We start from the raw sequence: 14449 nt of genomic DNA on the forward strand, positions 1-14449 counted from the left end.
TGTGCAAGATGAAAAAGATTTTATATGTTCTATCAGTCTTTGGGGGAATAGTTGCGGTGGCGGAAGCGCAGATCATAACCGACATGCGGAAACAGGACATTGTAGACGGCGTTTCCGTAGAGAATCTCAGAATGGAACGTAACGACGGATATATCGCCATAGATATGCTTTGGGACTTGTCAGGGCTTAATGTGGACAATAATCGTGCCGTACTTCTTACCCCAAGGTTGGTCAATGGTAATGATTCACTTGACTTGCAATCTGTAGGGATTTACGGCAGGAGACGTTATTACTTCTATGTACGCAATGGCGAGAGTATGTTATCGGGAAAAGATGAAAAGAGTTATAAGGTTTCGGAAAAACCTGATGCTATCGAATACCACAATCTGCTACCATATGCCGAATGGATGAACGGCTCTGTGCTTTCGCTTCATCGTACCGACTATGGATGTTGCAACACTTTGCTGGCAGAGCAGAATGGCATGCTTGGGCGACACACTGAGGCATTTTTCCCTGAATTGGTATATGTACGTCCGCAAGGGCAGATCGAAAAACGTGATTCACTCGAAGGTTCGGCATTCATCGACTTTCCGGTGGACCAAACGGTGATTTATCCGGATTATCGGCGTAACACCGTTGAACTCGGGAAAATACAGTCATCGATTGACTCTGTGCGAAGCGACATGGACATAACCATCACTTCGGTATGGCTGAAAGGTTATGCTTCGCCCGAAAGTCCTTATGCACATAACAAAGAGTTGGCTATCGGACGTACCGTTGCATTGAAGAATCATATACAGCAACTCTACCGATTTGAAGGCGACGTAATAACGACAGACTACGAACCGGAGGATTGGGTAGGATTACGCCACTATGTGGAGCGGTCGAATCTTGAACATCGCACGGAAATCATCGCTTTGATAGACGGCAATTTGGAACCGGATGCCAAAGAGTGGAAAATAAAAAGTACCTATCCGGTAGAATACCGTTTCCTGTTACAGAACTGTTATCCGGCGTTGCGCCACACCGACTACCGCATAGCCTACACTATCCGCAGTTACAGCGATGTGGAGGAAATAAAACGAATCATGCGTGAACGACCGCAAAAACTGAGCTTGAACGAGTTCTACCTTGCTGCACAGGAGTATGCGCCCGGTACGGATGAGTTCGCTGAGGTATTCGAGACAGCGGTACGCATGTTCCCAGATGACGCCATTGCCAATTTGAACGCAGCCAATGCCGCTATACGTCGTGGCGACCTCACAAATGCGAAGCGTTATCTTGCCAAAGCGGGCGATTCGTCCGAGGCTGTTTATGCCCGAGGTGCACTGGCTATCCGGCAAAAGGATTCCGACAGTGCCCGACGTTATCTGAACGAGGCGAAATTGCTCGGATTAGAGCAGGCCGGCATTACGCTTGAACAGCTTGAAAAAGAGATATATTAAGAATGAATGAGAGAGTATATTATTAACAAAATTGAATTACAAACATTTATGAAGATGAATAAATTATTTTTAGGTTTGTTCGTATGCGCTACATTGAGTGCATGTTCGAACGATGAATTGGAAATCATTCCAAATGATACACCGAATGTTTTCACAGGAGATGAGGCTTACATCAATGTCCGCCTTGCTGATGCAAGCTCCCTTACAAGGGCGACAGAAGGTGAGTTTGAGTACGGGACAAACGAACAATCCGTAAAAAACGCCTACTTCTACTTTTATGATGTAGACGGTGTATTTGTGACACAAGGTGATGTTTGGACGGGTGGCACCCCCTCGACAACAACTCCTGCCGGAAATATTGAATTTGCGGGTAACAACGTTGTTGTGCTGAAAGGGCTGGACAAGAAAAGCTATCCTAAGTATATGGTAGCAGTACTTAACAAGCCGAACGGTTTCGTGTATGGAAACACGCTCGATGAAATGCAGACAGTGCTTGCAGATAATAATGCGGAAGGCATTTATTATCCGGAAACAACCAATAGTGTCACCACCAATTACTTTACCATGAGCACTACGAGCTACACCGACACCAATCGGGAAAAGTATTTCGTGACGGAAGTTAAAGAGGAACATTTCTCTCTTGAACCGATGACAGATGCGAGTGCCATTACTAATACGGTGACCGTATATGTGGAGCGTCTGGCTGCCAAAGTAACCTTGAACGTGTCTGATGAACTCGAAAAAGATGAAAATGGGCGTTATCCGATAAAAGTCACTGTAGCAGGTGAAGATAACTCAGCCGAAAGCGGTAATATCGCTTCGGAAGACCTTTATGTGGAACTGCTCGGGTGGAAATTGAATGCTACGGCGAAGAATTCGTTCATGGTTAAGAACATAGATCCGACTTGGACAGATAATGATTTGGGTTTTACATGGAACAGAGCGGTTAATTACCGCAGTCACTGGGGCAAGTCGTTCAACTACGGCCTTTCCGGTTATCCTGAAAATGTAGCAGGAGTTTCTGCCAATTCCCAATATTTGAACTATGTTGATTTGGAAACTGGTTTAACCGCATTGGAAACCCCTGCCTATTGTGCCGAAAATACCAACACCAACACTATTGTTACCGCTAATTTTCCTTCTGCTGTTACGAGCATCTTGTTGAAAGCCAAGATTTGCGATGTAAGCGGCAATGCACTAAACCTCGTACGTTACAGTGGTGTGCTTTTCAAACAAGACTCTTTCCTCGAATATGTACTCAGTGTACTGAAGACGAAAAACCAATTGGACGTGTGGTATGAAGACGGTCAAGATGATATGGGTAATACAAAATATACCCAGATTGGCAAAGAGTATGTGAAATTGGAGAATGTAGGCGATGGAAAAGTGAAAGTGATATTTACGAATGAGCATGGGACTTCATTATATACAGGGAACGGCTCTAATTACTCGGATGAAATTATCGCTACTCTTAACAATAATTTGGCTGCCGCTTCCACAGACGCCATCGCTTACAATGGTGGATTGATGTACTATAATATTCCTATTGAACACCTTAATAATGATGAAGTTGTGGAAAATGGAACTATTCCGGAAGCCAAATACGGTGTGGTGCGCAATCATCACTACGTAGTTACCATTGACAAATTGGAAAATATAGGCAAGGGAATCTTTGACGAAAACGAAAAAATTGTTCCCGGTGACGATCCGGATGATGACACTTATTACGTTGGTGCGAAAATCAATATCCTTTCTTGGAAGATTGTCAGCCAAAATGTGAACCTTTAATTTTTCTTGAAATAGTTTTATCTTAATGTACAACCATTCCATGAGGGAGTTTCTCCTACATGGAATGGCTTTAGAAAAGCGCTTCCGCTCCGGCGCAAAGAGAGGACGGAACCGGAAAGGGCGCATTTGCCATTTCCTACCGAAAATGAAAAATCCCTGCGACTTTTTTCGCAGTATACATATATAGAATCTAACAATATAAGTCATATGGATATACGGTCTTACATAAGAAAAACGAGCTGCAAGTTGCTGGCGGCCATTGCTTGCGCTTCGATGCTATATGCCTGCGACGGCTTAATATATGAGGGCGAGGGCGATTGCTCGGTGAACTATCGTGTAAAGTTTCGTTACGATTACAACATGAAGTTTGCCGATGCCTTTGCCCACGAGGTGAACGTAGTGACACTTTACCTGCTCGATGCCGATGGTAGGGTGGTTTGGCAAGGTACTGAACGGGGAGAAGCCCTTGCAGCCGATGGCTATGCCATGATTGTAGACGTAGAACCAGGTGAATACGATCTGCTTGCCTGGTGTGGTACTGCTGAGAAAGGTTCTTTCTCGATACCCGAAACTACTGTCGGTAAAGATTTGACCTGCACGCTTGACAGGCAACACGATATTGGGAACAAGGCATTCGTCACCGAAGATCTCGACCGCTTGTTCCACGGGTGGTTACCGGAACAGACCTTCGGAGAAACCGAAGGAACGTACACTTATACCGTACCGCTGGTGAAGAACACCAATAACGTACGAGTAGTGTTGCAGCATCTCTCAGGAGAGGCTGTGGACAAAGAGAAGTTTGTTTTTACCATTACCGGCACTAACGGGAGCATGGACTGGGATAATACGTTGTTACCCGACGAGCCGGTGACTTTCTACGCATGGCATACCGATGCCGGGGAAGCAGGCATGGATACCCAACCCGAAGAAAACCAGACTGCATCTCGTGCCATTTTCAGCGCGGCCATAGCCGAACTGACCGTGCCACGCCTTGTGAAAGGGCAGGAGACACGGCTTACCGTGGCTAATAAGGAAACAGGAAAGGCGGTTTTCTCCATTCCCCTTATCGACTATGCCTTGCTTGTGAAAGGTTTTTATAACCGGGATATGGACGACCAGGAGTATCTTGACAGGCAGGACGTATACGACATGGTGTTCTTCATTGATGAAGGTGACCGTTGGCTAGATGCCTACATTTATATCAATTCTTGGAAAGTAATGCTGCAAAACAGCGAATTATAATAGGAGGAATGCAAATGAAGAATGTGGTACGACATATCGTTACAGGGACTCTGATGCTCCTTGTGTTGTGGGGTACCTCGTGTAGTCATGACACGGAGGCCTTTGGCATATCCGATAAAGAAACAACTCTCAACATCGGCTTCAGGTTACCCACAAAAAGCCTGAAGAGCGGTGAAAGCTATGAGGTTGGCGAAACCTATGAAAACTACATAGACATAGAGAACAACAACTATAGGATTTATTTTTTCACCTCCGCCAATAAGTTCATCGCCCGTTTCGAGCCGGATGGTTTCGTGGTGGCTGAAGGAAACGATTACAGCGATTACAGTGTGCTTGGCAAGGCACCCGCCGCTTTGGTCAATCACAAAAACTTCAAGATGGTCGTGCTTGCCAACTGGCCGCAATATGGCGACGATGCGATGAAGGCTGGAGAAACGCTTCTTGCGGATATATGTGATGCCGAATGGGGGTACTTCGATCGTTTTTCTTCTTTCGAGTTGGGACCGGAACGACTGATTCCCTTCTATGGCGTCCACGAATACAATAATATAGAGTTCAAGTCCGGAGAGGCCACATTACTGTCTGAGCCTGTCACCCTGCTCCGTGCCGTGGCAAAAGTAGAGGTGATACTCAAGACGGACGACCATTTCGACTTGTCGTTCAGTGAGGTAAAGATTCGTCGCTATAATAAAAAGGGATATTGTGCTCCGAAAAACGTTTTTTCACAGGATAACTACGATCACGGCGGTGAGTGGAACAGCGATTATGTCAGCGGCTTGCACCTTGTGGAAAATAGCAACGATGCGGAAGATAAAATACAAAATTTTCGCTTCGCAAGCCAGTGGACAGGTGCTGATGGAAATAAATATGAGAAATGGATTGCTTATCTGCTCGAATACCAGAACATCGACGCGGGCGATAAATACTCGTGCATTGAGGTTAGGCTCGATGTCCAGACCGGTGAGGACGAGCCGCATAAAGTCTATTTCGCAAGTTACGATGAGAGCGGAAAGACAGATAATAACGACAATGCCAAGCGTTTTGACATCTCACGTAACAACCTCTATCGTTTCACCCTTACCGTTCGCAATAGCAGACTCATGGTGAATGTGCAAGAATGGAAATATGCTTATGACAACGAATATACTTTTGACTGATATGAAACATTATTTTTTATTATTCATACTTCTATTGGCAGCTATCGTAATGGGTGGTTGCACGGAAGAACTGCAACCGGAGAGAAGTGGAACAGACGGAGTGGTCCTTGACGAGAGCGGATTGACAGAAGCCGAATTGAATTTGTCCGTCAATACATTTGCCGTTGAAGCACAGGCAGAGACAAGGGCGTCTATACCAAGCAGCATCCCTGAGAATGAGACTTCGGAAGAAAAGGAGGTACACAATATCTGGGTGTTCCAGTACGATGCGGTAACGAAAGAATTGCTGATAAAGCCGCGTTACTATACTATCACCGACCAGGCAATGTTACAAGACCTGCCCGTATACCTGAAAGCCGGGGTTCCGTCTCTCGTATATGTCGTAACCAACACGGGTTATGACAACTGGGCCAACGATGGAACGGATACTTCATGGCAAAAGTTTAAGAATCTGGAACAACTGAAGAAGCAGACCTTGCCTACCGCTTTTCCGTTGCGGTCGATAGATAAAGTGTCGATACCAATGGATGGAGTAAGCGAGGAGGTAGAGGTAACAACAGGTATTACGGTCACAGTCCCGGTTACACGTATGTATGCCAAGCTCAAAGTAAAGGTAGAGATGCTGAAAGCAGAGATGGAGCTGAACAACATCAATGTTAGGCAAATTCCGAATATTTGCCGGATAGAGACATTTGCCGGTGAAGGAGAGGGGGAACCGATGAATGCGGTTCTATTTCCTGATGGGACGACATTCAGTTCCATTGCCTTTGCCGCTTCGGATTTGGAAAAGAGTGAAGATAAAGAGTGGGCTGTTTTCTATGTTCCTGAAAACCTGCAAGGGGAAACAGAAACTCAAGGTGGTAATAAGTCTGATGGAGCCCCCTCCAATGCGCTTGTGGTGGATGTAACCACTGAAATTGGTGGTGAAAGATATCTCTATGCAGCTTATCCCGGAGGAAACTCATTTAATAATTTTAATATACAACGCAATCAAGTTTATCGCGTGACGTTGACTATCACAGGAGAGAAAGGTCAAAACAATCCATCGTCCAACTGCTTTGTTGTAAAGCCAAACGGTTTCCTTTCTTTTGAGCCCTATTACCGTGTAGAGACAGGAGGCGGATATAATTTTGCAGACTATTTAAGTCCTCATGACGAGAATCTGAAAATAGCCAGTGTCGGCATTATCTGGCAGACCAAAGACTGCATTGGTGATAATACGGATGGAACATTGGTGCAACTCGGTGAGAATACAGGTGATATTCATCAGAAAATCTATGTTAGAACGCAAAAGAAAGGTAATGCCTTGATCGGTGCTTACAATAGCAAGGGAGACATTCTGTGGTCTTGGCACATCTGGGTTACAGACCACGAGCCGGACAATCTCGGCAGGGCTGTTACTTATTACACATACGACTGGGATAATAATGGTATCTATCCTGAGAAACCGCGTATTCAGGGTTATGCCGTCATGTCATGCAATCTCGGTGCATTGGCGGAGAATCAGAAAGGTCTAGGAATTGGTCTCCATCGGTATCCGGATGAAATGACACAGGCTTTCGGCATGTTGTATCAATGGGGACGAAAAGATCCTTTCCCTCCTTTACGCAATATTGTAAGTGAACATCAGGATTATAACGACGAACATACAGATCAGCATTATGACAACTCCAACCAGATTGAAGTGCATAAGACATCCGGTACAGATGAAAACAAGCTGTTCCATTCGGTGATTGGGAGCACTCTGACTGGAGCTGTCAGACATGCCATCGCCAATCCCACGGTTTTTATCACTGGAACGAACGATGTTAACCGAAATGAAAGTTACGTACAACAAAAGAGTAATTATTTCAATAATGGAGACTGGTGTCCGATAGGAGAAAGTGACAACAAACTTTGGGGTGGGCTGGAACCGGCTTCCGATGGAATGAAAGCTTATACGATTAACCAAAATAATAATGTACATATATATGATAACTATGGAACGGAAAAATCTATTTTCGATCCTTGTCCCACAGGCTGGAGGGTTGCCTCGGGTGAATTGTGGTTCGAATTTACAAATACGGGGCTCAATCCCGGATCTATGGGTGGTATCAATTATGACGATAAATTTCCGGACGGATATGGAATGAATATGTATATGCAGAATTGGAAAGAGGGTCCGACTTCTTATTTCCCGACACAGGGAACACGTGTGGGCGATGGAGGAGGTTTTCGTACAAACAGTTGTGGGAACTACCATAATGCAACTACGGATACTGACAACCGAGTGAACATTTTGCATATCCATAAGGATGCCGGTCTGTTCCATATATTCGAATATCAGTTTTATTTTTATTATGTAAAATCAGTAGCAGGACCGATACGGTGCGTGCGCGATTCGAAATGAGGCTGTGTGTTTTTTATAATATCGGTAAAACGGTATTTTAGGATAACTGTACCTCAAGAGGGAGCAAACATCAATGGCGGTAATTCTCACGGTGAGTACTGATTCTGTAACGCGAAAGAATATTCAGTTTCACTTTTATTTCTTATCTTTGTCCTGAAAAGAAAAGTAATTATGATTCGTATATTCCTGACCGGCTATATGGGTGCCGGTAAGACTACTTTAGGGAAAGCTTTTGCCCGAACACTGAACGTACCGTTTGTTGATTTGGACTGGTATATGGAAGAGCGTTTCCATAAGACAGTGGGAGAGTTATTTGCCGAACGCGGTGAAGCAGGTTTTCGTGAACTGGAAAAAAATATGTTGCGTGAAGTAGGTGCTTTTGAAAATGTTGTTATCTCCACGGGTGGTGGTGCTCCCTGCTTCTTCGATAATATGGATTTCATGAATCATAATGGTAAGACTGTCTTTTTGAATGTCCATCCCGATGTTTTATTTCGTAGGTTGCGTGTTGCCAAACAGCAGCGTCCTATTTTGCAAGGTAAAGAGGACGAGGAATTAAAGGAATTTATCATTCAGGCGTTGGAGAAACGTGCTCCGTTCTATTCTCAAGCTCAGTATATTTTTAATGCTGATGAATTAGAGGATCGCTCACAGATTGAAAAATCAGTGCAGCGGCTACGCGATTTATTAAAACTATGACTTATTTGTGCCTTCTGAACCTGTCTTATTGAAAAAACGTGTCTTTCTGATTGTATACTATGGATTTATAACTATTTTTGTTGCCTTAAATATTTTATAAACACAACTGAATACATTAAAATGAGAAAGTGGCGTATTGAAGATTCTGAGGAACTCTACAACATAACAGGTTGGGGTACTTCGTACTTTGGTATAAATGACAAAGGTCATGTGGTTGTTACACCGCGTAAGGATGGCATAGGTGTCGATCTGAAGGAGTTGGTCGATGAACTACAGTTGCGTGATGTAGCAGCTCCCATGTTGCTACGTTTTCCGGATATTCTGGATAATCGGATTGAGAAGACAGCCTATTGCTTTAAACAAGCTGCTGAAGAGTATGGCTATAAAGCACAGAATTTCATCATTTACCCTATTAAGGTAAATCAGATGCGTCCGGTTGTGGAAGAGATAATCAGTCATGGAAAGAAGTTTAATCTTGGTCTTGAAGCTGGCTCCAAACCGGAACTCCATGCTGTAATTGCTGTTAATACTGATTCTGATTCGTTGATTATCTGCAACGGATATAAAGACGAAAGTTATATTGAACTTGCTCTACTTGCACAAAAGATGGGCAAGCGTATTTTTCTTGTTGTAGAAAAAATGAATGAGCTGAAACTCATTGCCAAGATGGCGAAGCAATTGAATGTAATGCCCAATATCGGTATTCGTATTAAACTTGCTTCTTCCGGTAGTGGTAAATGGGAAGAATCCGGTGGTGATGCCAGTAAGTTTGGATTGACTTCCAGCGAATTGCTTGAGGCACTTGATTTCCTGGAAAAGAAGGATATGAAAGACTGCTTGAAACTGATTCATTTCCACATTGGTAGCCAGGTGACTAAAATTCGTCGCATAAAGACTGCTTTGCGTGAAGCTTCCCAGTTTTATGTACAACTTCATTCCATGGGCTTTAATGTACAATTTGTCGATATTGGCGGTGGACTGGGAGTTGATTATGACGGGACCCGTTCATCGAGTAGCGAGAGTAGTGTGAATTATTCTATTCAGGAGTATGTTAACGACTCTATTTCTACTCTTGTAGATGCCAGTGATAAGAATAATATTCCTCACCCCAATATTATAACAGAAAGCGGACGTGCATTGACGGCACATCATTCTGTACTTGTTTTTGAAGTTTTGGAAACGACTACACTGCCCGAATGGGATGATGAGGAAGAGATCGCACCGGATGCACACGAATTGGTGCAGGAGCTGTATGGCATTTGGGATACCTTGAATCAGAACAAGATGCTTGAAGCCTGGCATGATGCACAGCAGATTCGTGAAGAGGCACTCGATCTGTTCAGTCATGGTATTGTTGACCTGAAAACTCGTGCACAGATTGAGCGGCTTTATTGGTCTATCACTCGAGAAGTAAATCAGATAGCGAGTGGGTTGAAGCATGCACCGGATGAGTTCCGTGGTCTATCTAAACTATTGGCCGATAAATATTTTTGTAATTTCTCGTTATTTCAATCACTGCCGGATTCCTGGGCTATCGATCAGATATTCCCCATTATGCCTATTCAAAGATTGGATGAAAAACCTGAGCGGTCAGCTACTTTGCAGGACATTACTTGTGACTCGGATGGGAAGATTGCAAACTTTATTTCGACAAAGAATGTAGCTCACTATATGCCTGTGCATAGTTTGAAAAGTAAAGAGCCTTATTATCTTGGAGTATTCCTTGTTGGTGCTTATCAGGAAATATTGGGAGATATGCACAACTTGTTTGGTGATACGAATGCAGTACATGTATCTGTAAACGAAAAGGGATATACAATTGAACAGATTATTGATGGTGAGACAGTAGCGGAAGTATTGGATTATGTACAGTATAATCCTAAGAAATTGGTGCGAACACTGGAAACCTGGGTTACAAAATCTGTAAAAGAAGGAAAGATTTCTGTGGAAGAAGGAAAAGAATTCCTTTCAAATTATCGCTCCGGGCTTTACGGATATACCTATCTGGAATAATAGAACCTTTGGCGAGGGTGCCCAAGGGTAAAATTCGCTATCATTAAAACGCAGATTACGCTAATTTACGCAAAGATTAAATAACTCTGCGGTAATCAGCGTTAATCTGCGTTTTTAAAGTTATATATTGATAGCTGTCTCAGACTTTTAACGCACCTTCCTTTATATAATATATAGAATTATGAGAGAAAAACTGACTGTTATTAAAGTTGGTGGCAAAATAGTAGAAGAAGAAGCCACACTCAACCAATTATTAAATGATTTTGCAGCTATTGAAGGACATAAAGTCCTTGTTCATGGAGGAGGGAGATCGGCCACAAAGATTGCAACCCAACTTGGCATTGAAAGTAAAATGGTGAATGGGCGTCGTATAACTGACGCCGAAACACTCAAAGTGGTAACAATGGTCTATGGAGGATTGGTCAATAAGAATATTGTAGCAGGCCTGCAAGCTCGTGGGGTGAATGCTTTAGGGCTGACCGGGGCGGATATGAATGTGATTCGCTCGGCCAAACGTCCGGTGAAAGAAGTTGATTATGGCTTTGTCGGTGATGTGAAGAAGGTAGACGCTTCCTTGTTGTCTGACCTTATATATAAAGGTGTAGTTCCGGTTATGGCTCCGCTGACTCATGATGGCGAAGGGAATATGCTTAACACGAATGCCGATACGATTGCCGGGGAAACAGCAAAAGCACTTGCTCAGTTTTTTGATGTGACTCTTGTTTTTTGTTTTGAGAAGAAGGGGGTATTACGCGATGAAAATGATGATGACAGTGTTATCCCGCAGATTACACCTGCTGAGTTTAATCAATATGTAGCCGATGGTATTATTCAAGGTGGTATGATTCCAAAGCTTGAGAACTCTTTTGAAGCAATTAATGCAGGTGTCTCAGAAGTGGTAATCACCTTAGCATCAGCAATTAATGGGGATAGTGGTACACGTATTAAAAAATAATTCAAAAAAATACGATTGTACCTGTAACTTTTTATATTCTCACCCGTCATTCTAATAGAGATGCAAGAAATCAGTTTCCGAAACGACATACTTCCTTTGAAAGATAAACTCTTTCGATTGGCGCTTAGAATAACCTTGGATAGGGCAGAAGCAGAGGATGTAGTTCAGGACACCATGATACGAGTCTGGAATAAACGTGACGAGTGGAAGCAATTTGAGTCTATTGAAGCTTATTGTTTGATAGTTGCAAAAAATTTAGCAATAGATAGGAGTCAAAAAAAAGAAGCTCAGAACGTAGAACTTACCTCGGATATGGCTGAAGAGGTTGATCTTTCCGGTCCTTATGAACAGCTGGTGAATGATGAACGGATGAAGATTATTCATCGGTTAATCAATGAACTTCCTGAGAAACAACGGCTTATAATGCAGCTGCGGGATATAGAGGGCGAAAGTTATAAGGATATTGCAAAAGTCCTGCATCTGACGGAGGAACAGGTTAAAGTGAACCTCTTCAGAGCAAGACAAAAAGTGAAACAACAGTATATTGAGATTGAAGAATATGGACTATAAGTATATAGAACAACTTTTGGAGCGATATTGGCAATGTGAAACTTCTTTGGAAGAAGAGTCAGAATTGCGTACTTTCTTCTCACAGGAAAAGGTGCCTGCTCATTTGCTTCAATATAGAGATCTGTTTGTTTATCAGCAGGTTCAACAGGAAGTTGGGCTGAGTGAGGACTTTGATGTACGTATTCTTGCTCAGGTAGAAACGCCTGTAGTGAAGGCAAGGCGCCTGACATTGGCAGGAAGATTTATGCCTTTGTTCAAAGCTGCTGCAGTTGTTGCTGTGATGTTTTCACTGGGCGGTATAGCACAACATACCATTTTTGCCGATGAGGCTTTGGATTATAATTATGACGCCTACACAGATACATATGATGATCCGGAAGTAGCTTACAAACAAGTGTCTTCTGCTTTAATGATATTGTCTGAGGGAATCAATAAATCACAAGACCAGCATTTGACCGACAGCGTGCGGGCAGGTGTAGTCGATATGATAAAGAAATAATGAAGAGCGTTCTTTTAATGTGCTGGATGGCATTGCTGTCTGTAGCTGTATCAGCTCAGGACTTTGCCTCCCGTTTTCTGACAGAGCATAAAGGAGATTCAAATCTGACTTGTGTCACTATCAGTCCGAAAATGATGGAGGAAATAATGAAAAGTGATGCTGAAAAAGATGATGAAATTCTGGAGATAATATCCAATCTGAAGAGTATGCAGATGCTTACTGCCAAAGTGAAAGGGCAAGAGTATTATGATGAAGCTCTGAAAGTGGTAGAAAAGAATTCCGGAAGATTTGAACCGTTTCTTTCTTTCAAAGACGGTACCGAAAATTGTCAGATTATGGTGCGAAAGAAGAATGATACGATTATTGAACTGGTGATGTTAATGCATGGGAAGAATAATTTTTCTGTGATTAATTTTACAGGTAATATGAGTTCAGAGTTTATCTCAAAACTGGCTGCTTCAATGAAGCCCAAACGTTCTTGATAAAAAAGACATTTTCATTTGCTTTAAACATATAATATAGTTAGTGTGCTTAATTAAAACAACTTGAGGCTGTGAAGTTTCAATTCTCTCAAATTTTTATAAATAAGACTAACTAAATAGATGGGCTACCGCGTGATGCAGTAGCCCTTTTATTATGTTTATCTGTTTCATCAGGGAAAAACAAAAAAAGGAAATTGCCTCACGGAAACTTCCTTTTTGTATCTCTGTTAGAGATAAAGTTATATGTAAGAGAGAATTTTAATAATCTATCTGATTCCTGCCTTTGAGAAATCTCTTATGCTTCCGAAGCATCTTTGCGTTGAAGTAACAAGCTACAGATGTTTTTGTTTCTGCAATTCTTACTATTCTATACTTTTTATGCTTCCCACACCTTTTTTACTGAATGTCTTTTGTACAGGTGAACCTTTATAGTGGATACTTCCTACACCTCTTACTGCGGCGTCCAATGACTCGACAGCATTGCATGATATATTTCCTACTCCGTGGGAAGAAGCTTTCACGTGAATAGCTTCCAGATTGGTAGCTTCTACATCGCCCACGCCTTTTGAATAGAGATTGGCACTTTCTGCTTTACCTTTCAGATTTACATTGCCTACTCCCATAGAACTCACTGTCAGATTTTGGCAACTAAGATCTTGTATCTCTATATTACCCACTCCTTTACTCTCTATATCAAGTGTGTTGGTTGTGAGTTTGTTTTCAATGTTAATATTTCCTACACCTTTGAAGTTAATACGGTCTAGATTAGGGGAGCTTACTGTAATTTTTAAGTTTTTGGTGTTCCTGATTTTTTTCTGTTTATCCATTGTAAGTACCAATGTATTACCTTTTACCGAAACCTGTATCAGGTTGACAAAATTGTCCGGTCCGGATATTTGGAGAGAACTTTTTCCGTCTGTGGCTTGTGTGTAGTGAATGTTACTCACTGTATTGGCGTCTATTGCAGTGAAGTTTTTAATCTCATAATCTCTGGTAATCATTTTCTTACTGGGTTTTAATCCTTCTGCTCTTTCGCCGATAAAGGTACAACTGGTCAGTAAGCAAACTAAGATTGTAGCTAATAATACAGTTAAATTCGTCTTCATTTCTTTTCTTTTTTCTAGGTTTTTGTATATTAGACGTAGTTTATCCTGGTAAAGTTGCATCTTATCTTGATTTTTTCGTATTGATATTTAATGAAGCGCGGATT

The 14449-nt window shown here is 42.4% G+C and carries 12 protein-coding genes; 11 read left to right on the forward strand and 1 reads right to left on the reverse strand.

From position 1 onward, the window contains the following. Window positions 1–8: 8 nt before the first annotated feature. From ACESQI_RS00900 to ACESQI_RS00950, 11 genes are all read left to right on the forward strand, one after another. Entirely contained in the window at window positions 9–1445 is a 1437-nt protein-coding gene (locus ACESQI_RS00900; protein WP_373125360.1) for a hypothetical protein, read from the forward strand. Between the two features lie 48 nt (window positions 1446–1493). Continuing rightward, window positions 1494–3233: an Mfa1 family fimbria major subunit gene (locus tag ACESQI_RS00905; protein ID WP_373125361.1), complete on the forward strand. Its 1740-nt coding sequence runs from the start codon at window positions 1494–1496 to the stop codon at window positions 3231–3233. Between the two features lie 207 nt (window positions 3234–3440). Beyond that, complete coding sequence (locus tag ACESQI_RS00910) at window positions 3441–4475, forward strand: FimB/Mfa2 family fimbrial subunit (RefSeq protein WP_320935648.1); 1035 nt, start codon at window positions 3441–3443, stop codon at window positions 4473–4475. 14 nt (window positions 4476–4489) lie between these two features. Further along, complete coding sequence (locus tag ACESQI_RS00915; RefSeq protein WP_373125362.1) at window positions 4490–5632, forward strand: hypothetical protein; 1143 nt, start codon at window positions 4490–4492, stop codon at window positions 5630–5632. 1 nt (window position 5633) lies between these two features. Beyond that, window positions 5634–8021: a DUF4906 domain-containing protein gene (locus tag ACESQI_RS00920; protein WP_373125363.1), complete on the forward strand. Its 2388-nt coding sequence runs from the start codon at window positions 5634–5636 to the stop codon at window positions 8019–8021. A gap of 171 nt (window positions 8022–8192) precedes the next feature. Next, complete coding sequence (locus tag ACESQI_RS00925) at window positions 8193–8720, forward strand: shikimate kinase (RefSeq protein WP_373125364.1); 528 nt, start codon at window positions 8193–8195, stop codon at window positions 8718–8720. A 120-nt stretch (window positions 8721–8840) separates the two neighbouring features. Beyond that, window positions 8841–10733 (forward strand): biosynthetic arginine decarboxylase, encoded by a 1893-nt coding sequence (speA, locus tag ACESQI_RS00930; RefSeq protein ID WP_195661436.1) that lies wholly within the window; start codon window positions 8841–8843, stop codon window positions 10731–10733. Window positions 10734–10914: 181 nt separating this feature from the next. Next, on the forward strand, window positions 10915–11688 hold the full coding sequence (argB, locus tag ACESQI_RS00935) for an acetylglutamate kinase (protein ID WP_256142162.1): 774 nt from the start codon (window positions 10915–10917) through the stop codon (window positions 11686–11688). A gap of 60 nt (window positions 11689–11748) precedes the next feature. After that, window positions 11749–12258, forward strand: coding sequence for an RNA polymerase sigma factor (locus ACESQI_RS00940; RefSeq protein WP_195350650.1), 510 nt, complete (start codon window positions 11749–11751; stop codon window positions 12256–12258). Continuing rightward, the gene (locus ACESQI_RS00945; RefSeq protein WP_373125365.1) at window positions 12248–12757 is read left to right on the forward strand and encodes a hypothetical protein; all 510 of its coding nucleotides are present in this window, start codon (window positions 12248–12250) and stop codon (window positions 12755–12757) included. The genes ACESQI_RS00940 and ACESQI_RS00945 overlap by 11 nt, the downstream gene beginning before the upstream one ends. Then, a complete protein-coding gene (locus ACESQI_RS00950; protein WP_002558710.1) occupies window positions 12757–13239 on the forward strand; it encodes a DUF4252 domain-containing protein in 483 nt (160 codons plus the stop codon). Before ACESQI_RS00945 ends, ACESQI_RS00950 begins: the two co-directional genes overlap by 1 nt. A 362-nt stretch (window positions 13240–13601) precedes the next feature. Here the strand turns inward: ACESQI_RS00950 and ACESQI_RS00955 are convergent, their stop codons facing one another. Next, entirely contained in the window at window positions 13602–14345 is a 744-nt protein-coding gene (locus tag ACESQI_RS00955) for a head GIN domain-containing protein (RefSeq protein WP_195350648.1), read from the reverse strand. Window positions 14346–14449 lie beyond the last annotated feature (104 nt).

Source organism: Bacteroides sp. HPS0048 (assembly GCF_964240755.1).
In the GTDB taxonomy this organism is placed as follows: Bacteria; Bacteroidota; Bacteroidia; order Bacteroidales; family Bacteroidaceae; genus Bacteroides; species Bacteroides nordii.